20 protein-coding genes, 1 tRNA gene and 2 other RNA genes are annotated in these 25,637 nt (G+C 30.3%); 6 read left to right on the plus strand and 17 right to left on the minus strand.

Annotation, left to right across the window (positions count from 1 at the left end; all coding sequences use genetic code 11):
* Positions 1-61 precede the first annotated feature (61 nt).
* A complete protein-coding gene (locus tag CLCOS_RS12385) occupies positions 62-2,065 on the plus strand; it encodes an FAD-dependent oxidoreductase (RefSeq protein WP_063600072.1) in 2,004 nt (667 codons plus the stop codon).
* Positions 2,066-2,129: 64 nt separating this feature from the next.
* On the opposite strand, the gene CLCOS_RS12390 is transcribed toward CLCOS_RS12385, so the two are convergent.
* Together CLCOS_RS12390 and CLCOS_RS12395 are read right to left on the minus strand one after the other, a co-directional pair.
* Positions 2,130-3,824 (minus strand): methyl-accepting chemotaxis protein, encoded by a 1,695-nt coding sequence (locus tag CLCOS_RS12390; protein ID WP_063600071.1) that lies wholly within the window; start codon positions 3,822-3,824, stop codon positions 2,130-2,132.
* 257 nt (positions 3,825-4,081) lie between these two features.
* Positions 4,082-5,392, minus strand: a complete 1,311-nt coding sequence (locus tag CLCOS_RS12395) for a VanW family protein (RefSeq protein ID WP_063600070.1) — start codon at positions 5,390-5,392, stop codon at positions 4,082-4,084.
* Between the two features lie 270 nt (positions 5,393-5,662).
* Here CLCOS_RS12395 and CLCOS_RS12400 point away from each other — a divergent pair, with 270 nt between their 5' ends.
* Positions 5,663-6,388, plus strand: a complete 726-nt coding sequence (locus CLCOS_RS12400) for a phosphatase (protein WP_063600069.1) — start codon at positions 5,663-5,665, stop codon at positions 6,386-6,388.
* Between the two features lie 60 nt (positions 6,389-6,448).
* Here CLCOS_RS12400 and CLCOS_RS12405 read toward each other — a convergent pair whose 3' ends face one another.
* The 5 genes from CLCOS_RS12405 to CLCOS_RS12425 all read right to left on the minus strand — a co-directional run bounded on the left by CLCOS_RS12405 (position 6,449) and on the right by CLCOS_RS12425 (position 9,860).
* Positions 6,449-7,468: a glycosyltransferase family 2 protein gene (locus tag CLCOS_RS12405; RefSeq protein WP_013239981.1), complete on the minus strand. Its 1,020-nt coding sequence runs from the start codon at positions 7,466-7,468 to the stop codon at positions 6,449-6,451.
* Positions 7,434-8,645 (minus strand): UDP-galactopyranose mutase, encoded by a 1,212-nt coding sequence (glf, locus tag CLCOS_RS12410; protein WP_013239982.1) that lies wholly within the window; start codon positions 8,643-8,645, stop codon positions 7,434-7,436. Before glf ends, CLCOS_RS12405 begins: the two co-directional genes overlap by 35 nt.
* A 255-nt stretch (positions 8,646-8,900) precedes the next feature.
* A non-coding RNA gene (gene ssrS, locus CLCOS_RS12415) (6S RNA) lies at positions 8,901-9,091 on the minus strand.
* 281 nt (positions 9,092-9,372) lie between these two features.
* Entirely contained in the window at positions 9,373-9,633 is a 261-nt protein-coding gene (locus CLCOS_RS12420) for a spore coat protein (RefSeq protein WP_013239983.1), read from the minus strand.
* 20 nt (positions 9,634-9,653) lie between these two features.
* Positions 9,654-9,860 (minus strand): hypothetical protein, encoded by a 207-nt coding sequence (locus tag CLCOS_RS12425; protein WP_013239984.1) that lies wholly within the window; start codon positions 9,858-9,860, stop codon positions 9,654-9,656.
* A gap of 216 nt (positions 9,861-10,076) precedes the next feature.
* Here CLCOS_RS12425 and CLCOS_RS12430 point away from each other — a divergent pair, with 216 nt between their 5' ends.
* Together CLCOS_RS12430 and CLCOS_RS12435 are read left to right on the plus strand one after the other, a co-directional pair.
* Positions 10,077-11,642, plus strand: a complete 1,566-nt coding sequence (locus tag CLCOS_RS12430; RefSeq protein WP_063600068.1) for an FAD-dependent oxidoreductase — start codon at positions 10,077-10,079, stop codon at positions 11,640-11,642.
* Between the two features lie 64 nt (positions 11,643-11,706).
* Positions 11,707-12,744 carry an alpha/beta hydrolase gene (locus CLCOS_RS12435; RefSeq protein WP_063600067.1) on the plus strand — a complete coding sequence of 346 codons (1,038 nt, stop codon included), beginning with the start codon at positions 11,707-11,709 and terminating at the stop codon, positions 12,742-12,744.
* A 175-nt stretch (positions 12,745-12,919) separates the two neighbouring features.
* Here CLCOS_RS12435 and CLCOS_RS12440 read toward each other — a convergent pair.
* The 4 genes from CLCOS_RS12440 to polA form a co-directional block, all read right to left on the minus strand.
* A tRNA-Leu gene (locus CLCOS_RS12440) sits at positions 12,920-13,006 on the minus strand.
* 54 nt (positions 13,007-13,060) lie between these two features.
* A complete protein-coding gene (locus CLCOS_RS12445) occupies positions 13,061-13,648 on the minus strand; it encodes a lytic transglycosylase domain-containing protein (protein WP_063600066.1) in 588 nt (195 codons plus the stop codon).
* Positions 13,649-13,667: 19 nt separating this feature from the next.
* Positions 13,668-14,291, minus strand: coding sequence for a dephospho-CoA kinase (gene coaE / locus CLCOS_RS12450; protein ID WP_063600065.1), 624 nt, complete (start codon positions 14,289-14,291; stop codon positions 13,668-13,670).
* A 24-nt stretch (positions 14,292-14,315) separates the two neighbouring features.
* Positions 14,316-16,946, minus strand: a complete 2,631-nt coding sequence (gene polA, locus CLCOS_RS12455) for a DNA polymerase I (RefSeq protein ID WP_063600064.1) — start codon at positions 16,944-16,946, stop codon at positions 14,316-14,318.
* 325 nt (positions 16,947-17,271) lie between these two features.
* Here polA and CLCOS_RS12460 point away from each other — a divergent pair, with 325 nt between their 5' ends.
* Positions 17,272-17,922 (plus strand): hypothetical protein, encoded by a 651-nt coding sequence (locus CLCOS_RS12460; RefSeq protein WP_063600063.1) that lies wholly within the window; start codon positions 17,272-17,274, stop codon positions 17,920-17,922.
* 112 nt (positions 17,923-18,034) lie between these two features.
* Here CLCOS_RS12460 and CLCOS_RS12465 read toward each other — a convergent pair whose 3' ends face one another.
* A complete protein-coding gene (locus CLCOS_RS12465; RefSeq protein WP_063600062.1) occupies positions 18,035-18,571 on the minus strand; it encodes an MEDS domain-containing protein in 537 nt (178 codons plus the stop codon).
* Between the two features lie 200 nt (positions 18,572-18,771).
* On the minus strand, positions 18,772-19,410 hold the full coding sequence (gene trhA, locus CLCOS_RS12470; RefSeq protein WP_063600061.1) for a PAQR family membrane homeostasis protein TrhA: 639 nt from the start codon (positions 19,408-19,410) through the stop codon (positions 18,772-18,774).
* Between the two features lie 193 nt (positions 19,411-19,603).
* Here trhA and CLCOS_RS12475 point away from each other — a divergent pair, with 193 nt between their 5' ends.
* Positions 19,604-20,272 carry a DUF6483 family protein gene (locus tag CLCOS_RS12475; protein WP_063600060.1) on the plus strand — a complete coding sequence of 223 codons (669 nt, stop codon included), beginning with the start codon at positions 19,604-19,606 and terminating at the stop codon, positions 20,270-20,272.
* Here the strand turns inward: CLCOS_RS12475 and ssrS (CLCOS_RS12480) are convergent.
* From ssrS (CLCOS_RS12480) to CLCOS_RS12495, 4 genes are all read right to left on the minus strand, one after another.
* Positions 20,270-20,446: non-coding RNA, 6S RNA (gene ssrS, locus CLCOS_RS12480), on the minus strand. The two genes, CLCOS_RS12475 and ssrS (CLCOS_RS12480), sit on opposite strands and share 3 nt — an antisense overlap.
* A gap of 59 nt (positions 20,447-20,505) precedes the next feature.
* Positions 20,506-22,278 carry an aspartate--tRNA ligase gene (gene aspS / locus CLCOS_RS12485; protein WP_013239994.1) on the minus strand — a complete coding sequence of 591 codons (1,773 nt, stop codon included), beginning with the start codon at positions 22,276-22,278 and terminating at the stop codon, positions 20,506-20,508.
* Between the two features lie 15 nt (positions 22,279-22,293).
* Entirely contained in the window at positions 22,294-23,544 is a 1,251-nt protein-coding gene (gene hisS / locus CLCOS_RS12490) for a histidine--tRNA ligase (protein WP_013239995.1), read from the minus strand.
* A 78-nt stretch (positions 23,545-23,622) separates the two neighbouring features.
* Positions 23,623-25,053: a coproporphyrinogen III oxidase gene (locus tag CLCOS_RS12495; protein ID WP_063600161.1), complete on the minus strand. Its 1,431-nt coding sequence runs from the start codon at positions 25,051-25,053 to the stop codon at positions 23,623-23,625.
* Between the last annotated feature and the right edge of the window lie 584 nt (positions 25,054-25,637).

Below are 25,637 nucleotides of genomic sequence, written 5' to 3' on the forward strand. Positions count from 1 at the left end.
AAAAACAACATGGATTATGTCGAATAATTTAGGGAAAATAAATATATGGAGGTAAGTTATTATGAAAAATAAATCTTTGTTTCAACCTATTAAAATAGGAAAGATGGAAGTAAAAAACAAAATATCAATGGCACCTATGGGGGCTTTTGGACTTGTGGATAATGAAGGTTGCTATAATCAAAGAGCTATTGACTATTATGTAGAAAGAGCCAAAGGCGGTACTGGCCTTATTATAACAAGTATCACTAAAGTTGAAAATGAATTAGATAAGGTTGTACCAGGTATTATTCCTGTTATTTCAACAAACCCAGGAAGATTTCTAATGACATCTTCAGAGATGACAGAAAGAGTTCATGCTTATGGTGCAAAAATATTTTTACAACTAACAATGGGCTTCGGAAGAAGCGGGGCTCCAGGGACACTTTTAACATCCCAACCTGTCTCCGCTTCAGATATTCCAAATTATTGGGACCCAACTGTTACCTGTCGAGCACTTACTACTTCAGAAGTAGAATGGATAGTTTCAAAGTTCATTGAAGGTGCCGATATTGCTCAAAAAGCAGGTTTTGATGGTGTTGAAATACATGCTGTACATGAAGGCTACTTGCTTGACCAGTTTACACTTTCCATATTCAATAGAAGAACAGATAAATACGGCGGAGATCTAAGAGGACGACTTCAGCTTCCTATAGAAATAGTTCAGGGCATAAAAGCAAGATTAGGAGATGACTTCCCAGTAGGCTTAAGATATAGTGTAAAAAGCTGCATAAAAGATTGGAGGCAGGGAGGACTCCCAGATGAAGACTACCTTGAAAAAGGTCGTGACTTAAAAGAAGGCCTTGATGCAGCAAAAATTCTAGAAGCAGCAGGATATGATGAACTCAATACAGATTTAGGAACTTATGATGCATGGTACTGGTCACATCCCCCTATTTACCAAAAGAACGGATTATATTTACCTTATACCAAAGAACTAAAAAAAGTTGTAAAAATTCCAGTTATAGTTGCAGGAAAATTAGGTATACCAGAAGATGCAGAAAAAGCTCTTGATGATAAAGCAGCAGATATGATTGGACTTGGAAGGCCACTTCTAGCAGATCCATACTGGCCAAAAAAAGTTCTCTCAGATAATTCTGAAAGAATTCGTCCTTGTATTGGATGCCATACTGGATGTCTTGGAAGAGGATTTGAAGGAAAACCTTTGAGCTGTACAGTAAATCCAGCTGTAGGTAGAGAAAGGTATTATGAAATAAAACCTACGCTTACACCAAAGAAAGTTATGGTTGTAGGAGGCGGAGTTGCTGGAATGGAAGCAGCTAGAATTATAAAAATGAGAGGGCATGATGTTACAATTTATGAAGGTACAGATAAACTCGGCGGAGTAATTATTCCAGGTTCCGTACCTGATTTCAAAGTAGATGACAGAAGGCTAATTGATTGGTATAAAAGTGAAATAAAGGAGCTTGAAGTTAAAGTTAATTTCAATACAAAAGTAACAGAAGAACTTGTAGAAGAAGAAAAACCAGATGTAGTTATAATTGCAACTGGTGCAAAAGAAATTAAAATAAATGTTCCTGGTATAGAAAAAGATAAAGTTATAACAGCTTTGGAACTTTTAAATGGCAATAAAAAAGTTGGCAATGACGTACTTATGGTAGGTGGCGGACTTGTAGGCTGTGAAGCTGCACTTTATCTTGCAAAACAAGGTAAAAATGTCACCATTGTTGAAGCAAAAGATACATTATTAAATTCAGGTAAACCAATTCCACATATGAACAAAATCATGCTCATAGATCTTTTAAATATGTATAATGTGAAAGCCATTACAAATAATTCCCTCTTGGAAGTAACCGATAAAGGTGCAGTACTTATTAATAATAAATTTAAAAAACAAGAAGTATCTGCAGATACCGTTACAATTGCCGTCGGGTTTAAATCAGATAGAGAATTATACAACAAGCTAAATGGAAATATAGCTGACTTATACTTAATCGGAGATGCATACCAATCTGCTAATATAATGAATGCAATTTGGAGTGCCAACGAAATTGGGCTCAACTGCTAAAATATAAAAAACTTATAGAGTTTCTAGATTGAAAGTTAATTTCAATTGAGAAACTCTATAAGTTTTATTCTTCTGTTTTGAACTTATTTACATTTTCCATTACATTATTGACAATATGCAATAGCTTTTCAGCTGAATTAGTAACCTCTTCTGCAGAACTACTTAATTCCTCAGCTATGGCAGCTATATCTTTAGAAGATGTAGAAATTTCTTTTGCTGAAGAAGATGACGTCTCTAAATTATTTATTATAATAGATTTGTTATTGTCAGCCTCAATCATAGATTTATTAACTAGATTTATTCCTGGCAGCAATTTTTCTATATCATCAATTATTACCCTAAAAGAACTTGCAATGTTGTTTACAATACCAATTTGATTTGAAAATTGACAATCTACATTTTTAGTATCAGCAACAACAGCATTACTTTGATTAGAAACATTTTTTAAAAGTTCATTAATACTTTCAGATGAAGTTTTTGACTGTTCTGCAAGAATTCTAATTTCATCTGCCACTACACTAAATCCCTTTCCAGCTTCCCCAGCTCTAGATGCTTCTATAGATGCGTTTAATGCAAGTAAATTAGTCTGATCTGATATATCATTTATTAAATTTGTGATGTCACTTATTTTATCAATATTAGCGCCTAATCCTTGAATCTTTTCTGCAACAGATTTGAATTGAACATTTAAATCATTTATTGATTTTATTAGTAAATTCACATCAGTACTGCTTTTCTTGGACTTTTCGCTAATATTATTTCCCATAACGCTAAATTCATTTATCATCTTAGTAGCATTTTCTATTCTTTTTCCAAATTCATCAAACACCTCTTCCATGCTTACAATATGGTAGGCTTGTTTTTCGGAATTTTCCGACACTTTATGGATGATTAAAGAAACATTTTCTGCAGACAGCGACATTTCTTTACATATACTATATAAATCATCAGAACTTCCATGGGCGTTACTCACATGTTCTTTTATATTTATTAAAATATTTCTAACTTTTAATCTAAAATCATTTAAAGAATGCATTATTTGTTCGATTTCATCCTTTGTTTTCAATTCCACATTTCCCTGCAGATTACCCTCACTCATATCTACTAATTTACTTTCAATTATGCCAATGTTATACTTTAATTTTTTTGAAAATAACCATACCGAAACTAAAGATATAATGACAGCAATTATAACTTGTAAGATGGAGAGATAAAAGAACAATTTTTTAATATTTTCAAATGTGGACACATCTTCATCCACTCCAATAGCAGCTATAACTTGTCCAGATGAATTTTTTATTGGAGCATAAGCTGACATATAAGTTCCCCATTTATCTGATGACGGTTCACTATCAACAGCAATACTACCATCAAAAGCACTGATCATTCCACCCTGCATTTCGTAGCTTTCCAAATAATCTGCTGGATCAGGTGAAGCATCTATCAAAAATTGTGCAGCTTTATTATCTTTTTTTATGTAAACATAAAAATTTTTGATATCTTTTTTTGCCTTGAATACTATCATAGAATTTAATACTTCACCATATTCTTTAGAATTGTTAGATTTATCCTTTATTATCTTTTCTATCTTATTCTTATCAATAATCCTAATTGATTCTGTGACAGACTGTTTTGCTTTATCCCTCAGTTGTGATTCCGTCCTCTTAAGTATAACAGTACAACTTATCAAAGATATTGCTACAATAGCACCAACAACTACACATACTAACCTGAGAATTTTGGTCCCAAGTTTGCTCATAATTTTAAAATCCCCCCTCTAGCTTAAATGAAATCTATTAATGCTTTTACTATTAAATTACAAACATATACTTATAAGTATTATAACTTGTTATAATATTTAAGTCATCAATAAAAATTTGTAAAAAACACCTCTAACTTCAATCGCACTGCATTTTAAATTTTTTGTTTAGCCTTATCAAAATATTTAATGAGCTGAAGGTTGTAAAAAGTATCAGAGTATAAGTTGATTTTTCGCTTAGAAACTCTATAGAACTCCTAATTTGGGAGTCTATATTTATCAGTATTTATTTCTTGCTTAGAAATTTGTTTTCCATCCTTATAAGTAACTTTGTAAGCTTTTACAGTTAATACTGTTTTATTATCTTCCTTTGTTGTTTTAACGCTATTTACAAGGTTATAGGTTTTTTCAGTTAATTTGGAATTAGAATAGATATTAAATGTTAAATTTCCATCCTCTACTAAGCATTCTATATATATTGGATAATTCAATGTATTTTTAAATTTATAATCTATATTTCCATAGTCTACTGTCGCATCCATTCCAAGTTCAACATAGCTAACAGGTAAATTATGATGATCCCTCTCTATAGGTACTATACCTGCTCTTACTACAGCATTATGAAGAGTACTTGACACCTGACATACTCCTCCTCCGAAGCCAGATTCTAACTTATCACCTACAATAACTCCAGCAGCTTGATATCCTCTCTTTTCTGTTCTTTCTCCTACTATATTATTAAAACTAAAGATTTGATTAGGCATTATTGTAATTCCATCTAAACTCTTTGCTGCCACATTAATATTATTAGCTCTACTATCTGTGGATGATGAAAAATCAGTTGTAAAACTAGATATTTTCGTATCTATCTTTTTTAAATCTGATTTTTTCATTACAGGCTGAATTTCTTTCATTTTAACATTAACCATTACATCTTTAGTATCTTTGCTATTAATTTCAGCTTCCATATCTTCAATAAGCTTGTCCTTATCAATCTCTTGACCCTGCTTTTCCGAAGTAACTTGAAATTTATCATTTTTATCTCTAGTTATTTTGGCATCTATTGGTTTTTTATCAAAATCATTCTCTATTTTTGATATAATTTCTTCAGCCTCACTTTTATTATAACTGTACTTTAAACTAAACTGTTTTTCTTTTGCACTTCTTATAATTTTATATTTATCATAAATACTACCTTTTTTACCATATTTAAAAGCATCTTTTACAGTATCCTCTATGTTATAATTCATATTCAGCTTCGAATAGTTTATTTTATATACTTTATTTCCAGCTTTAATCAATATATTTTTTTTCAATGCTTCATTTACATATTTGTGCTTTAAAGTATCTACAGCCTCTTTTTCAGTTTTTCCACTTAAATTTATGCCCTCTACTTTAACTCCTGGATATATACGCTCATTATATCTATTAACTACAAAATGTACTAAGAATACATGTAAAACATAAATTGATAAGATCAATATGCATAGTGACCTTATCATTTTCTTTTTATTAATTCTAAATTTTATTGTCTTTTTCTCATTTTCTTTTTCTGTAATTTTTACCATTTACTATTGCAAATCCTCCTATAAACTAAAACTCTATTAAAATGGATTAATTTTATAAATAAATACACGAAACTTCACCTAAATTATATAATTATGTTATTTTATACTATATATAATACACCTATTTTGAAACCTTTACTATGGATTTTATCATATATTCATGCTTTTCCAATACTTTGAACTTTTATTGGATTTTAAATGACAAAAATGCAAATTCTAATATATAATTAATATAACAACATTTGTTGATTTTGAAAGGAGTTAATATAAATGAAATACGTTCTTGACGTACATACCCACACTATAGTTAGTGGCCATGCTTACTCTACTTTATTAGAAAATGCCAAATATGCTAGCGAAATAGGGCTAGAGCTTTTAGGGTCAACAGAACATGGACCTTCTATGCCTGGTGCCCCTCATAAATGGTATTTTGAAAATCTTAAGGTACTTCCAAGAAAACTTTTTGGTGTAACTATGCTTTATGGATGTGAAGCAAATATTATAGATTATGAAGGAAATCTCGACTTATCAACAGATCTGCAGGAAAAATTGGATATAATCATAGCAAGTATCCACGAACCTATAATGGAGGCAAATAAAAATCCAGACCTAAATACCTCCGCTCTATTAAAAGTTATGGATAACCCTAATGTACATATTTTAGGCCATACTGGTAATCCAAAGTTTCCAATTCATGCAGAAGAAGTAGTTAAAAAGGCCAAAGAAAAAAGTATACTTATTGAAATAAACAATAGTTCCTTCGTAAGTTCACGAAAAGGCAGCGAAAAGAATTGTACGAAAATAGCAAGTTTATGTAAGGAATACGGAGTAAAAATAATATTAAATAGTGATTCCCATTTTGCTTACCGCATCGGCGGCTTCGAAAGTGCAATAGAAATGTTAAAACAAATAGATATGCCAGAGGAACTAATCATAAACAGAAGTAAAAAGGATTTTCTCAGTTTCTTAAAAAGTAAAGGAAAAAACATTCAATAAACAGAGTTCTTGACATCAGATGGAGTTTTAACTCCACCTGATGCCAAGAACTCTGTTTATCTAATTAAATTTATATTTTTTATTGGTTAAACGATAGCCATATTCAACTACTTTTTTTCCAAAACTGCCATGAGCATTAGATATTATACCAAATAAACAGTATCTCATATCTGAATAGAGATTTTTATTTACACTCTTTAAATAGGACCACAAATCAGTTTTCTTTTTAAAGTTTTCCTCACTTCCCGAAACTATAAGGAGCACTGAAGAAATTGTCATCATCATAGAAAGATAGTTTCTCATGTACTTGTCCAAACGTTTATTAGGTATCTTATCAAATTTACAGTAAAAGTCTATCATACGTTTATTCACATAAAGCTGTTGATCTATCCTTTTTATCATGATTTTTTCATTTACAGATTGATCTTCCCTGCCAATAAAATATCTATATAAGTTGATATCCATGTAGTAAATTGTCTTCACATATGGAAGAGGTTCATAAACAAACAAGTTATCTACATAAAAAGTATGCTTTGGAAGCTCAAGTCCACATTCACACAAAAGAGATTTTCGATATATAACAGAATGCATGAGAATGTACTGAGATATCTTAAATTTACCTACATCATCCCATCCAAATATATGATTCTCGGGTAACACATTTTTATAGTTAACTACATGACTGGTATTATCTTTAGAATGCTCATAGACATAATTACATATCATCATATCTAGTATTTTTCCCTCTTTATAAAGTCTTTTCAGCACATCTATAACTTTCAACATTCCGGGTACATCAAGCCAATCATCAGAATCTACAACTTTAAAGTATATACCCGAGGCATTCTTAATACCCGTATTTACAGCCTGACCATGACCTCCATTCTCTTGATGTACTGCCTTTATAATATTAGGATATCTTGCTGCGTAATCATCTGCAATTTCTGCAGTATTATCAGAAGAACCATCATCAACAATTATTATCTCTACATCTTCTCCACCTGGAAGGAGAGTTTCTATACAATGTCCCATATAATCTGCTGAATTATAGCACGGAACTGTAAATGTTATTATCTTCATCAATATTATTTCCTTTCCTGCTACAAATAATTTCATCTGCCAAAATTAGTGCCCTCTCAATTATTGCATCCATGTTATAGTATTTATATTCTGCAAGTCTACCCAACAAATAAAAATCACGTAAACTATTAGTGAGTTGTTTATATTTTTCGTAAAGCTTAAAATTATCTGAACTAATTATAGGATAGTAAGGTGTCTCACCTTCAGAACCTGTATATGACTTTGGATATTCCTTCATTATAGTCGTCTTATTATAAACACTCTGACCTGTTAAATGTTTGAATTCCGTAATTCGTGTAAAAGGCTGGTCTACTGTATAATTTATAGTTCCCTTTGACTGATACCATGTTACATCATGTGTTTCAAATAAAAAATCTACAGTTCTATAGGGAAGACGTCCAAACTGGCAGTCAAAAAATTGATCTAAAGCACCAGTATATATTACTGTACCTTTAAACGGTCTATCCTCAAAAAATATATCATCTTCTATAATTTTCAAGAGTTCATTTGCATCAGTGTCAAGACGCAAACTTATATTAGGATGGTCTAATAACTTATCAAAAAGGGAAGTATATCCATTAGCTGGTATTCCCTGATATGTATCTTGAAAATAACGATTATCACGTGAAATTAGTATTGGGACCCTAGCTATAACAGACGAATCTATTTCTTCTGGAGTAACCCCCCACTGTTTTTGAGTATAATTGAGGAACACATTATTATAAATAAAATCAGCAAGTTCCTGAAATTCACTATCCTTATTATTTCCCAGTTCTGCAATGGTTAATCGCTGACCCATACCATAAGCAGAAACAAGCTTTTGTTCTAACCTATCTGCTTTTTTCAAATCGAAGGCCATATAAAGAGAATTTAAATTAAATGGGACAGGCATCAATTTTCCATATACATTTGCCAAAACTTCATGAGAATAATCCCTCCACTTTGTAAATCGAGAGACATAGTCAAATACACGCTTGTTATAAGTGTGAAATATATGGGGTCCATATTTATGTACTAGTATACCATCCTCATTTAAAAAATCATAAGTAGTACCTGCAATATGGCTGCGTTTTTCCATAATCAATACCTTTTTACCTGCCCGCTCTGCTAGTTCCCTAGATATCACCGCCCCTGCAAGCCCACAGCCTATTACTAGGCAATCATATGTTTTATTCATTTGTTCATATTTCCTCCATTCATTATGTATTGTGTCTTATGCAAAAAAATTATATACTTCATCTTAAAATAATCATTATTATATAAAATTAACCTCACTTATTTTTCATTTTTATAAGTACCCTTATAATTTAATAGTACACATACCTCTTGTTCATAGCAAGACTCTAGTACAATATTTATTTGTTTTTAAAAAAATGTTTACTTTTAATTGTAACAAAAAGAGAGATATAAATACCTCTCTTCACTTATCTAATGTTTATCCGAAATACCGCCGCTTTTTTCTTGAAACCTATCACACTGATAGGTGGGTGCCCTCACAGATGTTTCTATCTCTTAAATGCCTTAAAGGTCTCACAGAAGGTACATATACACATCAAAATATTGAACTCCCTTATAAATACTGTAGGATCAAGATAAGAAGCTAATCGAATATTTCAGAAATTATTTTCTTTTAATGTGACGAACGGAAGTTAAATCTCTAGTAATTACTCACACGTTCTTCAAACTTCACTTATTAGAAACTACCCTAAACTACTGTAAATCAATACCTTTAGTAAACTTAAAACAAGTTTGCTATCATTCTATATATGTATATTATCACATTAAATTAAACATTTCAATTTAATTTTAACACTACTTTAGATTCATTAAAATATACCTTCTGGAAAACACTTAGCAAATAAAAAACAATCTCAATTTTCAAATTGAGATTGTTTTTTATCTTACTATCTTAATGAGCTCATCATTTGATTAGATTCATTTTTTAATTGTTGTACATCCGATTCTGGGGCATCTTTTGTAGGATACCATCCCTTTTGTCTCATAGTATCAAAAATTTTGTATTGAATATCCTGGGCATTTTTAAAATTGTTTACTAAAGTGTTTCTCAAATTAGTACAAGAAGTTTCTGTTATTCCTGTACTATATGCTGAAATAACCTGTTTTTCACTAGCTAAAAGGTCGTGCATAAGTTCTTGTTCATTCATAATCTAATTCCCCTTTCTTTTTATTGATGTGAATCTAAATAGGATTTTAAAGATGTAAAATTTTGTTTGTGGACTTGAGCAGCTTCATTACACAAATTTTTTATTTGCGTATCACTGCATCTTCCTGAACAATCATTAAATTTCTTGTTCATCAGTGCTTCGTATTCAATTTGATCCTTCAATACCTTTAAATTTCCAGTATCCAATTGTTTGTTGCCAGTTGTCATAATTTCTACCTCCCTAATTTTTTTTACAAGTATATTATTACCTTATAAATCAAATTTATGTATATAACATTCAAGATCATTGAACATAAGCTCTTAGGCATTTTCAAAGAAATAACCAATCATCATGCTAGTCTATTTTTTCAAATACCTTATTGAATATTTTTTTATTAAAAGGAAAAATTAATCTTATCTGAATATATAAAGGAGCGTAGGTTTATGAATAAATGCTGTACTAATCCTAATGCTATAGAAGGAATTTTAGAGTCTTACTGGATAGACTCCACATCCAAAACAAATTACCCTTCTTTAAAAGAAGACATACAAGTTGATATTGCAATCATAGGAGGCGGCATAGCTGGAATTACCTGTGCCTTTCTACTAAAAAAAGAAGGTTTTAAAGTTGCTGTATTAGAAGCAGACAACATAGCAAACGGTACCTCCGGTCATACAACTGCTAAAATAACTTCCCAACATCATTTAATATATGATAAATTAATAAATGAATTTGGAATGGAAAAGGCAAGACAATATGCAGAAGCAAATGAAAATTCCATTAGATTTATAGAAAATTTAGTAAAAGAATACAACATAGATTGTGACTATAAACATGTACCTGCTTATATGTATACCCAGGAAAAAAATTATGTAAAAAGTCTAGAAAAGGAAGTAAAAGCTGCCCAAAGTCTTGGATTAAAAGCAGAATACTTGGATAATATACCTCTTTCATTACCCATAGAAGGCGCTGTCTGTTTTAAAGATCAGGCCGAATTTCATCCTAAAAAGTATCTTTTATCCCTTGCTGATAAAATACCTGGAGATGGCAGCTATATATTCGAAAAGACTACTATAATAGATGTAGAAAGCGAAGCTCCCTGTATACTTTTATCCCGTAATGGAAAAAAAGTAACCTCATCAAAACTCATTATAGCTTCACATTTTCCGTGTTATGATAACTTAGGTTTATATTTTACTAGACTTAAACCAGATAGGTCTTATGTATTAGCATTAAAAATTAAAGAAAAATTTCCAGAAGGTACATTTATAAATGCAGAAAGTCCCGGCCGCTCCCTTCGTTCTCAGACTGATAATGGAAAAGAAATTGTGCTTATTGGAGGAGAAGGTCATAAAACAGCTCATGGTGAAAACACTATAAATCATTATAATAATTTGAAATGCTTTTCTGAAAATATATTTAGTGTTGAAAAGATTTTGTATCAATGGTCTACACAGGATTACATAACCTTAGATGGGGTACCTTATATAGGCAAATTGACTTCATCATCAAAAAATATCTATGTAGCCACAGGTTTTGGAAAATGGGGAATGACGAACAGCACCGCTGCCGCTGTCCTATTAAAGGATTTAATTATGAATCATGACAATCCTTGGGAGCAAATTTATAACCCTTCTCGTTCTATAACACTTAATTCTACTAAAAACTTTTTTGTAGAAAACTTTGATGTAGCCAAACAACTACTGGAGGGAAAACTTAGTTATGCCTCCAGTGAACTCAAAATTAAAAAAGGGGAAGGAAAAGTTTTTACTTTTAATGGGAATAAGTATGGAGCTTATAAAGATGAAGATGGCATTACCCACATAGTAGATATCACCTGCACCCATATAGGATGTGAATTAGTGTGGAACGATGCTGAGAAAACCTGGGATTGTCCTTGTCATGGTTCTAGATTCAGCTACGAAGGTGATGTAGTAGAAGGTCCTGCACACCGCAGGTTAAATCATTTTAGGGAGAAACCAAATAAACCTGACCCAAACATTGTTTGATATATAATGTTCCAGCAGAAATACGCGTTACTGAATTCCACAATAGGCGGAGGATGTAAATAGAATGAAAAAATTTATTAAAATAACATCAGTTATCCTATTTATAATTATAGCAGCGGGTTTTTTCATTATTGAAAATTTAACTAAAACAAATAGTGGTAAACTTGATACTTATGTCGCAATAAAATTACACCTAAACAAAATTTTAAGCCCTAATTCAATAGATGCTAAATCAATAAAAGAAATCAGAGAATACTTAAATACCCAATCAACTAAATGGTCTAACAATCCCATACCATTTTCTAATATAAAAAACACTACTATAAAGGTAAACTCTGAAAAAATACCAGTACGTATATATACTCCTAAAGATAGCAGCAAACTTCCTATTATTATTTACTCTCATGGTGGTTTCTGGATTGCAGGAAGTATTGATAATTACGATAGTATTTGTAGAAAACTTTCGCAGAATACGAATGCAATAGTAATATCTGTAGGCTACCGCCTTGCTCCAGAAAATCCTTTTCCTGCTGCAGTTAATGATATGTATAATGTACTCCAATGGACTCATAAAAATGCATCAAGTATAAATGGAGATGGAAGATATATAGCACTTACAGGGGACAGTGCAGGCGGAAATCTTTCTGCTGCAGTTTCTCTCATGTCAAGAGATAAAAATGGTCCTCCTGTAACTTGTGAAGTGCTAATATATCCATCCACAAATATATTTCAATTAAATAGTAATTCCTGGTCTTATTTTGCCAATAATCTTAACATCTCAAAAACAGACATGGAAAAATATATCTCACTATATGTTCCCAAAAAAGAGGATAGAAAAAATCCTTATGCATCTCCTCTTTTAGCTAGAGACTTTAAAAAGTTACCTGATACACTTATAATAACAGCAGAAATTGATCCCCTCCGGGATGAAGGTGAAGCTTATGGTAAAAAGTTAAAGGAGGCAGGAATAAATACACAAGTTACCCGGTACAATGGTGTACCCCATGGATTTATTTCAATGAGTAAAATAACAAATAAATCAGAGAAAGCCTTAAATGAGATTTCTCTCTACCTTCAAAAAGAGTTTCACAAACATAAATAATATAAACAGATTTCTAAGCATCAGATGGAGTTTTGACTCCACCTGATGCTTAGAAATCGTTATCCAGGGACGTAGCTGCTCTTTACTCCAACTTGAAGAAGTGGGAGTATTAGAGCAGGTAGTCATCGGACAAATAAAAAAAGGCAAGTTTTAAACTTGCCTAACATTTCTTAAATGGTGCGAAGGATGAGATTTGAACTCACACAAGATTTCTCTTACTACCCCCTCAAAGTAGCGCGTCTGCCTGTTCCGCCACCCTCGCATTACAATAGTTATTATAATGACTTTTTATTAAACTGTCAACTAAATTTTAAAATTACAAAAAATTTACAATAATTATAGAAGTATTCATCTGCAAATTCTTGTATAAGTACTTATATACCCTGTAATTTACTTTTACACGTTTAATATATTTATCCGTTTCTTTAAAAGGTATGTATTGTATATTCTTTCCATCTTTAGAATGATCGGAATCCTTCAACCACTTTTTTACATTTCCCCTACCTCCATTGTAAGCTGCCAAAATTAAATCCATATTGTTATCAAACTCTGATTTTAAATTGTTCAAATACCAGCATCCCATTCTTATATTAAACTCAGGATCATTTAGCATGTTATCTTGGAAATTTGATACTCCCATCTTATCTGCCGCCCATTCTGCAGTATCTGGAGTTATCTGCATAAGTCCTATAGCATTTTTGTTGGACCTTACATTTTCTTTAAAGTTACTTTCTGTCTTAATTACAGCCATTACAAAGTAGGGATCTAAATCATATTGTTTTGCATATTTTGCTATATAAGTTGAATACTTTAATGGATAACAATATCTTGCAATACTTTTTACACATAATACAGCTACCATTATTAGTATTATAACTATTGCTACTTTTTTTAGAAACCTCAATTTTTTTGTGTCTTAAAAATTATATTTTAGGACACTTCACCCCCCCATATTTTCTGCTTATTCTTATAAATATCTCCTTTAATTGTGTTTTAGTTTCATCTAAAGTATTAGAATTATCTAGTACAAAGTCCGCATACTTTTTCTTTTCTTCCAAAGGCATCTGAGAGTTTATTCTGCTAAGCACTTGACCTTCCGCTAATTTATCTCTACTTTTTACCCTGCTTATCTGTACCTCTTTATTTACCCAAACTAATAGCATTTCATCCAAATAACTACAAAATCCATTTTCTATGAGGGTAGCTCCATCTATAACACAAATTTTTTCACATTTTTGTTCTAATTCTTCTACTTTTTTTAATATTTCCTTTTTAATGAAAGGCATTATAATACTTTCATATTTAGTTCTTTCTCCTTCATTAGAAAATATATAATTTCCAAATTCTTTTCTTTTAAGTTTACCTGAAAGATCAATAAATCTTTCTCCAAAAATACATTTAATTTTTTCAATTATTACAGGATATTTTTCAATTACTTCCCTAGCTATAATATCTGCATCCACTATACTTATACCGTGCTCTCTCAGTATATCAGAAACAGTGCTTTTTCCGCTTCCTATACCTCCAGTAAGCCCTATTTTAATCACAGTTTTCTTCCCCTTTATACTAATTTACTTAGCCTCATACCAATTACTTCCTACACTTATATCTACTTCAAGAGGGACTTTCAGTTGTAAAACTTTTTCCATTTCTTCTTTTACTACAGATTTTACATTATCAATTTCCTCTTTATACACATTTAGAATTAGTTCATCATGTACCTGAAGTATTAGTTTGCTTTTTAATTTATTTTCCTCTAATCTTCTATACACATTTACCATAGCTATTTTTATTATGTCCGCTGCACTGCCTTGAATAGGTGTGTTCATTGCAAGTCTTTCTCCAAATGACCTCACTATCTTATTTGAAGATTTTATCTCAGGTATAAACCTCCTTCTATTCATAAGTGTAGTAACATAAGAATTTACTTTAGCCTCTTTTACTATATCGTCCATATATAACTTTACCTTCGGATATCTTTCAAAATAAGTGTCTATATAAAGCTTTGCTTCTTTTCTAGATATTTTTAAATTTTTAGCCAAACTAAAGTCACCTATTCCATAGACTATACCAAAGTTTACTGCTTTAGCATTACTTCTCTGAGCAGATGTAACTTCATCTATAGGTACCTTAAACACTTCTGAAGCAGTTTTTGTATGAATATCACTATGATTTATAAACGCACTTATCAAATTTTCATCATCAGCAATATGAGCAAGTACTCTCAATTCTATCTGTGAATAGTCTGCTGAAAGTATAACACAGTCTTCATTTTCTGGAACAAATATTTTTCTTATCTCTTTACCCATCTCATATTTTATAGGTATATTTTGAAGATTAGGTTCTGTACTTGAAAGTCTTCCCGTAGTTGTTACCGTTTGATTAAAACTGGAATGAATTTTGTCATCTTCCTGTATTACTGCTTTAAGTCCTTCAATATATGTTGAATACAATTTAGTAAGCTGTCTATAGTAAATTATCTTTTCAACTATAGGATGTTTATCTTTTAATTTTTCAAGTACTTCTGCATTAGTGGAATATCCCGTCTTAGTCTTTTTTATTACAGGTAGATCCAACTTTTCAAATAAAATTTTTCCAAGCTGTTTTGGAGAATTTATATTGAATTCTTCTTCAGAAAGAGAATATATTTCTTTCTGTACTTTATCTATTTCAATTTTAAATTTACCTTCTTGTTCCACAAGCTTATCTTTATCAACCTTAAAGCCTTCACATTCCATAGATGCAAGCACGTATATAAGAGGCTGTTCTACTTTATACAAAAGCTCTTCCATATGAGCTTCTTCTATTTTCTTTGTAAGCTCGGAATAAACCTTACTAAAAAGCACAGTTTCCTTAGAAAAAAATTTTTCGTCATCTTCTGAAATTTCAACTCCCGTATACTGTCTTATAATATCCTTAAGCTCATAGTCAGATCTCGATGAATCTATAAGATAAGCTGCTATTTTTATATCAAATTCTAATTTTAAAAATCTTATACCCATTTTATATAATATGCTGCAAGGAACTTTTACATCATACCCTACCTTGGATATACCTTCATTTTCAAATAAAAGTTTAAAAAGTTCTACTGCTTTATTTTTATCTTCATTATATATTTCATTTATATGTATCTGAAAGTTTTTTTCATTTAAACTTATAAATACCTTATCTATATAATTTCTAGAATAACTTTCCTCGTCTTCTACTTTAAAGTTTATATATACTAAATCATTATTTTTTAAAGAATTTACAAAATCACTAAACTTGTGTAAAGTATCTATTTCCGTAAATTCAACATCAAATTCCTGTGCTTTATCCTCCTGGATTTCGTTAAGCCCATGAATTTTGCTTATCAAAGATTTAAATTCAAGTTTTTCAAACACCTTCTTTAATCCCTGTGCATCATACTCTTCCTTTGACTCAATGGACTCAAGATCCATTTCCACAGGTACATTAGTCATAATAGTTGCAAGTTTTTTACTAAAAATAGCCTGCTCCATATTATCTTTTAAGTTTTCCTTTAGCTTTTTTCCACTTATATCCTCTACATTTTCATATACATTTTCTATACTCTTATATTGTTTTATTAATTTAAAAGCAGTTTTTTCACCTACACCAGGAACCCCAGGTATATTGTCTGAAGTATCACCCATAAGTCCTTTAACATCTATAAACTGTGTAGGAGTTACCCCATACTCTTCTATCATCCTATTTCTATCATATATCTCTTTTTGAGTTATACCTTTTTTAGTTATAACTATCTTTACTTTATCTGTAGCAAGCTGAAGGGCATCCCTATCTCCTGTAACTATATAGACCTGTATACCATTTTTTTCAGCAAAGACAGATAGTGTTCCCATAAGATCATCTGCTTCAAATCCATCTATTTCAAAAATACTTACGGACATCATTTTTAATATTTCCTTGATTACTGGAAATTGCTCTGACAATTCAGGAGGCATCTTTTTTCTTCCAGCTTTATATTCACTGTATTTATTATGTCTAAAAGTAGGTGCACTTCTATCAAAAGTACATACCACATAATCTGGTTTAATTTCCTCCTTCATTTTAAGAAGCATATTTAAAAAACCATAAACTGCATTTGTATGGACTCCTTCTAGATTAGTTAGATCTGGGAGTGCGTAAAATGCCCGATGCATCAAACTATGTCCATCTAATATCAGCAACTTTTCATCATTCATTGAATTACCTCCAAAATTTCATTTATGAAGAAACTGTACACTCTATATATAGTATCATTTTTATTGTAAATTAGAAATAAAGTATTGTAAAAATTTTTATCTTATTCTAAAATTAATATAAACACATTAAAACTATAATTATATCATGTACAAGTTAATAATTCTATAATTAATTTTTACTTTCACTGCAATTAATAATTTCAACTAATTAAAAATCTTTAATATAGCAATTCAGATTCAAAATATTTTCTATTTAATTTCTATACTAAATATATAAATATCCTATGTATTACTAATTGCAGTCTATTTTCAAGGAGGCTTTTATATGTTACTAAGCTATAAATTTTCGAACAACATTCCTCTATTTAAATGTGATATTTGCGGGAACTGCAGTAATTTTGTAGAATCCACATCCTACACAAATATAAAGAACAGAGGTTGCTGCTGGTATTTTCCAAAATACAATCTAGTAGATATTAAAAATATAATAAACAATGGGAACATAGATTTTATATACTATTTATCTTCTATTCCAAATTGTGTAGAAAGTTATAATATCAGGGTAAAAGGAATCTTTTTTAAAAATCAATATGACAATTACACTGAAAACAATATAAAATACAGTGATTTTGACAGTAGTCTCTTTTTTAGATTATGTCCTTTTTTAAAAAAAGATGGGTGCAAATTAAGTTTTTCTTTACGACCACATCCCTGTAATTTATATTTATGTAGAGAGGTCCTTCAATTGGCAGGTAAAGTATACACCATGTATTCTCGAGAACGAAAGGATTATTATGCTTATTGTAACTATTTTAATGAGTGCTTAAAAGAAGACTTAGAATCTAATAATGCAACCTTATCAGATAATTTAGAGGAATCTTTAGATATATTAAATTCTTCCATATTACCTCCTTTTCAACCTAGAAAATTACAAAATATTTACATAGATTATTCTATATGTCACCATAGTGCCTAAACTTTAAATTTTTAAGAATACTTTTTGTTAATTTAGGTTAAACTTATACTGCCTTGATGATATGATAACTCCCATTAATTCTATGTAAAATGATCCTAGTTTAAAACTAGGATTATTTTACACTCACTAATTTTCTATTATATAGTCTATAATTATGAATTTTATAGGATTCTTTGATAACCTTTTCATTTATAAACCTTTTATTATTTAAGTAATCTTCAAAATTATAAATACACATACAAGAAGCACTCATTTCTAAAATTATATTTAATATATTTCTATTAAAATTCAGAAAATTATTCTGGGAAGTATTATAGATGGCATAATCAACCTGTATAATAAATCTTACGCCTACATATCCCTCTTTATTAATTTTATCTATATACTTTAAAACTTCTCTTCTTATATTATTTACTTTCAACCTTGGATACTCATTAATCACTTGTGTCATATCAACGTATTCCACACAATTATTTTTTGTGTCAACATACTTTAATAATTTTTTATACAGTTTTAAATCCGTGTATACACAGATTTTCTCTTTTCTTTCAATACCTTCTTTTATATATTGACACATATTTATAATTAAATGTTCTAATCCAAAGTAATAAAATGAAGAATTAAGTCCAAAAATACTATGATTAATCATATCTTTTTATCCTTTACAAAATAAGTTTATTGTTTATGTATTCTACATAATATATACATACTCCTCTTAATATTCATAAGTATATTACAAAATATTTCGTCACATATTTGTATTTTTATACTTTAATTTTTATAAAGTATTTCATTTTTTACATCGTTCCACTCTATTCTACTTATTATATCAGAAAATTTTCCTGTCATTTATAGATATAAAAGCACACAGAAGAAGTGACAGGCACTTCCACCTATAACAAAAAGGTGCCATATGGCATGATTATAAGGTATTTTATCTAACATGTATAAAAAAGCTCCCACTGTATATATGATTCCACCTGCCACCAAAAGAGCTATTCCAGCTGGAGGAAGAAGTAATAAAAGTCTTTTCATAGCAAAAATTATTATCCATCCCATGGCAATATATATTAGTGTAGACACAACCTCATGTTTGCCTATCCAAAATATTTTCATTACTATCCCACAAATAGCCATAATCCATACTATTCCAAATATCATCCAACCTATAGAATTTCTTAAAATAGTAAGTGTAAAAGGAGTATAAGTTCCAGCTATTAATAGATAAATAGATGCATGGTCAAATATTCTAAAAACCTTTTTTACCTTTAAATTAGTTATACTGTGGTATAAAGTGGATTCTAGGTATAGAATAAGCATAGAAACTCCATAGATAGTATAGCTTACTATATACCACTTATCTCCCATCCTAGCAGAAAATACAATCAATAATACAAGAGCTGCAATTGACAGAAGCGTACCTATTCCATGTGTTACAGCATTAGCTATTTCCTCTCCTCTTGTATAAAACTTAAGTTGATTATCCATATTAAACCACTCCTTAATAAATTTTGCATGTCTCATACGTAGTTATTAAAACTACTTTGTGATATGTATATATGATAACATGGTATATATATAAGTTCAATATCTATTTCTATTTTTATAGTAAATAGATTGATTTTTTAGTATAATAAGTATTGTTATATTATTATTTGCAAAATTTATGGAGGCATACAAAATGTTAAAAAGAACTATTACTGCTGAATTAATTAAAAAATTTAATGAAATGCTATATAAAATACTAGATGATATGGATAATGAAAATTATGAAGGAGCCTTAGATTTAATAGATAACGCTTTCAAAGACATTTTTAGATTGAGCATAAAATTTTTCAATTCCCTATCTCTAGAAAATATAATGGAAATGGTAAAAATTAATGGGAGCATAGTTACAGACAAGTGCATAATCATGGCTAAATTGTTGGAAGAAGAAGGAAACGCCTTAGAATTTCAGCACAAACTGGATGATGCCTTTTATATACATCAGAAATCATTAAATTTGTTTTTGGAAGCTTATTTAAATGAAAGCACCAATTGTGATTTAAAAAATTATTTTTCAGATATAGATCCTTTAATAAATAAACTTTGTGAATATAAGCTTTCTTTTACTCTTTTAAGTAAAATAGCAGATTACTATGCAGAGACTAAAAGATATGATAAAGCAGATGATATAATCTATGAAATACTTGAAGAAAATAATCATGATGCAAAACATATAAAATTCGCAATAAAATTTTACGAAAATTTACTTTTAAAAAATGATAATGATTTAAACTCTGGAAACTTACCAAGAGAAGAAATAGAAGAGTCTTTGTCTTCTTTAAGAAACATATTACAAAACAAATAAAATCCCACCATGCCGTATTATGAGTTATTTTGAACCCGCCCCAAAGCAGGTGGGAATCTCCTTCTTACTTCCTGTCTCCATTATAAATGGATATCATTCCACAAGAAGAGTCCGATTCCCGTTTATAAAATGTTCGGTCAAGACTAACTCATTCCACGCACACAGCAGGAATATTAATAATTTTATTATACTACATTTTTTAATATTTATGTTTACCCTTTGAATAATTCATATTATTTTATAGATATACCCAATTCTTTTAACTGAGATTCATCTACTACATTAGGAGCTTCCGTAAGTGGACAAAATGCATTCTGATTTTTAGGGAAAGCTATTACATCTTTTATATTATCGGTTTTTGCTAAAAACATTACCATCCTGTCAAATCCATAAGCAAGTCCGCCGTGTGGTGGTGGTCCAAACTTAAATGCTTCAAGCAAATATCCAAACTTCTCCCAGGCATTTTCCTGTGAAATACCAATTACTTTAAACATTCTTTCTTGAAGTTTAGTATCATGTATTCTTATGCTTCCTCCGCCTAATTCTTCTCCATTTAGAACTATATCATAAGCTTTTGCTCTTACTCTTCCAGGATCACTCTCTAAATACTGTATATCTTCGTCCATAGGTGCTGTAAATGGATGATGCTCTGCCTGATATCTTTGTTCGTCCTCATTATAGGATAGAAGAGGGAACTCAGTTACCCATACAAATCTAAACTCATCATTTCCATCCAATATGCCTGTTTCTTTTGCCATATGAACTCTGAGTGCACCAAGGCTTTCAAATACCACTTTATTTTTATCTGCCACAACAAGAATAAGATCTCCTGGTACTGCTTCCAATTTATTTAATATATTTTTAGTATCTTCCTCAGTTAAGAATTTTGATATAGAAGATTTAATTCCATCTTCCTTATATGCTATCCATACAAGTCCTTTGGCACCATAGTCTTTTACAAATTCAACTAGCTTATCAATCTGTTTTCTTCCCATTTTAGCTGAATTTGGCACCTTTATGGCTCTTACAGAACCACCAGCTTCAATTGCACTTTGGAAAACCTTGAAATCTATATTCTTTACAACTTCACTTATATCATTTATTTCCATGCCAAATCTTAAATCAGGTTTATCTGATCCATATTTCTCCATGGCAATTTTATAAGGCATTCTCTCTATAGGTAGTTTTACATCTACATTTAGGATTTTCTTAAATACCCTTTGAATAAACCTTTCATTCAAGTTTATTACATCATCTTGCTCTACAAAAGAAAGTTCCATATCTATCTGGGTAAATTCAGGCTGTCTATTCGCCCTCAAATCTTCATCTCTAAAGCATTTAACTATCTGAAAGTATCTGTCATATCCTGAAACCATCAAAAGCTGTTTAAAAAGCTGTGGTGATTGAGGAAGGGCATAAAACTTTCCATTGTAATTTCTGCTTGGTACGAGATAATCCCTAGCACCTTCTGGTGTACTTTTGCCAAGCATTGGAGTTTCTATTTCTAAAAATCCTTCTTCATCTAAAAAGTCTCTTACTACCTTTGCTGTTTTATGTCTTGTCATAAGTATTCTCTGCATATCTGGTCTTCTTAAATCTAAATATCTGTATTTGAGTCTTATGTTTTCAGCTGCATCTAAGTTTTCCTTTATGTATATAGGAGGTGTTTGAGACTCTGAAAATATCTTTATATACTCTCCTTTTACTTCTACCATACCTGTTGGAATTTCCGTATTTGGGGATTCTCTTTTTACAATAGTTCCTGTAGCTGCTATGCAGTATTCAGATTTTACATTATCTGATTTTTCAAAAGCTTCTTTATTTATCTTCTCTCCAAATACAATTTGAAGTATTCCTGTTCTATCTCTTAAATCTACAAATATGAGTCCACCTAAATTTCTTTTTCTCTGAACCCATCCCATTACTGTAATTTTTTCACCTATGTTACTTTCTCTCAGTTCACCACACATGTTGGTTCTCTTTAGTCCATTTAATGATTCTCCCATGTTAACACACTCCGTTTATAATCTAATTAAATCTGAAATTTTGTCTAGTTCTTCTAATTTAATTTCAAATTGATTGCCATCTTCCATTCTCTTAAATTTAGCAATTCCACATTCTAGCTCGTTGTCTCCAAGTATTACTGTAAACCTAGCTCCAATTTTATTTGCATACTTCATTTCAGCTTTTACGCTTCTATTTGTATGGTCGCATTCACATCTTACATTTTTTTCTCTCAATTGATTTACTAAATTAAGAGCCTTTAACTTAGCGTCATCTCCCATAGCTCCTACATATAAGTCTATGTATGGCCTATTAGGTATCTCTATTTTATTTTCTTCCAGAGTAAGAAGTGTCCTCTCTATTCCCATTCCAAAACCTACAGCAGGCATTTTAGGTCCTCCAACTTCCTCTATTAGATAATCATACCTTCCACCACCGCATATTGTTATATCATTGTTTATTATTTCAAATACGGTTTTAGTATAATAATCAAGTCCTCTTACTATTAAAGGATTTATCTTAAACTCTATATTTACAGCAGACAAATACTTTTGTAAACTTTCAAAGTGCTCCTTACAGTCATCACATAAGTAATCAATCATCAAAGGTGCATCTTTTACTATTTCTTTACAGCTTTCCACTTTACAATCCAATATCCTCATAGGATTTTTACTGAATCTGCTTTTACAGGTGTCACATAATGCATCATAATTTTCCTTCAAGAATTTTTTTAATGCTTCATTGTACTTTTTTCTGCAAGTAGCACATCCTATACTATTTATATTTAATTCAATTCCCTTTACTCCCAGTTCCTTATATACTCGCATAGCCAAACTTATAACCTCAGCATCCAGTGAAGCATTTTCTGCACCAAATGCCTCTATACCAAATTGGTGATGTTCTCTAAGTCTTCCTTTTTGTACATTTTCATATCTTAAAACCGGGGTAAAATAAAATAACTTAGTTGGTTGAACTTCATTATACAAACTGCTCTCCACAAAAGCCCTCACTGCAGGGGATGTACCTTCTGCTTTAAGGGTTAGGCTTCTTCCAGCTTTATCTTGAAAGGTGTACATTTCTTTCTGAACAACATCTGTAGTTTCACCTACTCCCCTTTCAAAAAGTTCAGTATATTCAAATACTGGCGTCCTTATTTCTCTATATCCATAAGAAGCTGCTATATTTTTGAATTTATCTTCTAAATAATGCCACTTATAAGACTCCGTAGGTAATATATCTTTAGTACCTTTAGGTGCTTGTATAGCCATATTAATTTACTCCTTTTTTATTTTATATTTTCTTAAATTATAGATTATAAGTGAAATTTAAAAGTACATTTAAAAATTTTAATACAAAGTATTTAAAAGATCTATCTTTTTTTTCACCATTTCATCTATTCTTCTCACATATTCTCCTACATCTTTTATATTTGCCTGTCTTTCGAATCTATTTTCATCTAAAAACATGACTTTTGTAACAGCATCTGCTCCACAAGCTATTATAGTCTGCCTTTCTTCAATCATTTCCACATTATAAAGTCCTCTATGTTTTCCTGAGGTATATCCTATGTTTTCCATATTACCTACCATATTTTTTTGTCTATACATATAATATGGTTTCATGTTCATTGATTTAGCCAAAAGTGCAGTTCTTTCATACATCAAATTTAATTCTTCATGACCTGCAATAGAATAACTTATATTATTCACTATATTTTCATATAGTCTAGATGCTCTTTTTACAGACATACCATGCACAGTTAAATTATCTGGCCTAAGTTTTTCAATTTCATCGCAGGTTTTATTTACCTCCTCTATTCCTTCCCCAGGCAATCCTACAATCAAATCCATGTTTATGTTGTCAAATCCATATTTTCTTGCCATATGAAACTTTTCCCTTACCTCATTTACTGAATGATTTCTTCCAATAAATTTTAATGTGCTGTCATTCATAGTCTGTGGATTTATACTAATCCTATTTACTCCATATCTTTTCATGGTTTCAAGTTTATTTGAAGTAATACTGTCAGGTCTCCCACATTCTACATCAAATTCTTTTATTTTATAGTCCCGTACAAAACTATTATATATTTCATGCATTAATTTTTCAAATTTTTCATTATCTATAGAAGTTGGAGTCCCTCCTCCAAAATATATACATTCTATATTTAACTCATGTTGTTTTATGTATTCAGACATTTTCTTTATCTCATAAGTCAAACTTTTAAGATAGAGTTCTACTAAGTCCTTACAACCTTTAATAGGATTAGATGCAAAGGAACAATAAAGACATTTAGTTGGGCAAAAAGGCATTCCTACATATACACTTATATTTCTGCTATTCGAATTTACTAAGTTTTTTTCCGAATTTGCTACATCTATACAAAGTTCTGCCTTACTTTTATTACAACAAAAATGTTTATCAAAATATCTTATTATTTCATCCCTGCTCTTGCCATCCTTTATAAATTTTAAAGTTATCTTACTAGGTCTTATTCCAACTAAAGTTCCCCATGGTAAAGTCTTCCCTGTTCTATTGGTAAAATACAAAAATACTGCTTTTTTTATATTTTCCCTCTCACTTAAACCACTTTCAAATTGCATTTTGCATATGTCATTTTTATCATCTATAATAACTTCATTTTGCAATAACTCTATATTAAAATTCCAACTTTCATCTTCCACAAAATTTATATCTGCAAAATCATAAAATAAATTGATCATTTGAAATATGTGATATCTATATTCCTTACTATTTAGTTTAACTTTTATCTCCATATCAATTAAAATTGTCATCTCTTTTCTTCTTCATACATTGTAAAATTAAAACTTATTCTCCGTATATTTTTACAACATTCAGCACGTTAAATATTTTGATAAGTCTAAGTAAAAAATTTTAAAAAAATCTAAGAACTTTTGAAAACTCGTACCTCAAACAATTCAAAAGTTCTAAGTTTTTTAAATTTTTCGCTAAGACTTATACACAAAATATTTAAATGTGCTTCATCGTTGTAAAAATAATCCTGCGAATAAGTTTGAGTTTTAAAAATGCTGTGCAGAATTGTAAGTAAAATTTGACCTTATACTAGAAGATATGATGTCAAAATTGAAAACACCTTTAAAAACTTTTTTATGAGTCTTAGTGAAGTATTTTAGAAAATCTTAGGAGTTTAGCTATGTTTGAGGTACGAGTTTAGCTAAACTCCTTTAGATTTTCAAAATACCGAACTCTAGACTTACTAAAAGTTTTTATGGTGTTGAAATTTGACAGCATAGCCCTAGTATATGTCATTTTTTACTACAATGCTTAAATCTATAAAAATGGATTATACATTTTTTCTTCTTTGATAGGAGGCTGGACC

This window comes from Clostridium coskatii (assembly GCF_001675205.1).
Lineage (GTDB): Bacteria > Bacillota > Clostridia > Clostridiales > Clostridiaceae > Clostridium_B > Clostridium_B ljungdahlii.

Coding starts and splice junctions, on each gene's coding strand:
- CLCOS_RS12385 (WP_063600072.1), top strand. CDS start 62: ATGAAAAATAAATCTTTGTTTCAACCTATTAAAATAGGAAAGATGGAA.
- CLCOS_RS12390 (WP_063600071.1), bottom strand. CDS start 3,824: ATGAGCAAACTTGGGACCAAAATTCTCAGGTTAGTATGTGTAGTTGTT.
- CLCOS_RS12395 (WP_063600070.1), bottom strand. CDS start 5,392: ATGGTAAAAATTACAGAAAAAGAAAATGAGAAAAAGACAATAAAATTT.
- CLCOS_RS12400 (WP_063600069.1), top strand. CDS start 5,663: ATGAAATACGTTCTTGACGTACATACCCACACTATAGTTAGTGGCCAT.
- CLCOS_RS12405 (WP_013239981.1), bottom strand. CDS start 7,468: ATGAAGATAATAACATTTACAGTTCCGTGCTATAATTCAGCAGATTAT.
- glf (WP_013239982.1), bottom strand. CDS start 8,645: ATGAATAAAACATATGATTGCCTAGTAATAGGCTGTGGGCTTGCAGGG.
- CLCOS_RS12420 (WP_013239983.1), bottom strand. CDS start 9,633: ATGAATGAACAAGAACTTATGCACGACCTTTTAGCTAGTGAAAAACAG.
- CLCOS_RS12425 (WP_013239984.1), bottom strand. CDS start 9,860: ATGACAACTGGCAACAAACAATTGGATACTGGAAATTTAAAGGTATTG.
- CLCOS_RS12430 (WP_063600068.1), top strand. CDS start 10,077: ATGAATAAATGCTGTACTAATCCTAATGCTATAGAAGGAATTTTAGAG.
- CLCOS_RS12435 (WP_063600067.1), top strand. CDS start 11,707: ATGAAAAAATTTATTAAAATAACATCAGTTATCCTATTTATAATTATA.
- polA (WP_063600064.1), bottom strand. CDS start 16,946: ATGAATGATGAAAAGTTGCTGATATTAGATGGACATAGTTTGATGCAT.
- CLCOS_RS12460 (WP_063600063.1), top strand. CDS start 17,272: ATGTTACTAAGCTATAAATTTTCGAACAACATTCCTCTATTTAAATGT.
- CLCOS_RS12465 (WP_063600062.1), bottom strand. CDS start 18,571: ATGATTAATCATAGTATTTTTGGACTTAATTCTTCATTTTATTACTTT.
- trhA (WP_063600061.1), bottom strand. CDS start 19,410: ATGGATAATCAACTTAAGTTTTATACAAGAGGAGAGGAAATAGCTAAT.
- CLCOS_RS12475 (WP_063600060.1), top strand. CDS start 19,604: ATGTTAAAAAGAACTATTACTGCTGAATTAATTAAAAAATTTAATGAA.
- aspS (WP_013239994.1), bottom strand. CDS start 22,278: ATGGGAGAATCATTAAATGGACTAAAGAGAACCAACATGTGTGGTGAA.
- hisS (WP_013239995.1), bottom strand. CDS start 23,544: ATGGCTATACAAGCACCTAAAGGTACTAAAGATATATTACCTACGGAG.
- CLCOS_RS12495 (WP_063600161.1), bottom strand. CDS start 25,053: ATGGAGATAAAAGTTAAACTAAATAGTAAGGAATATAGATATCACATA.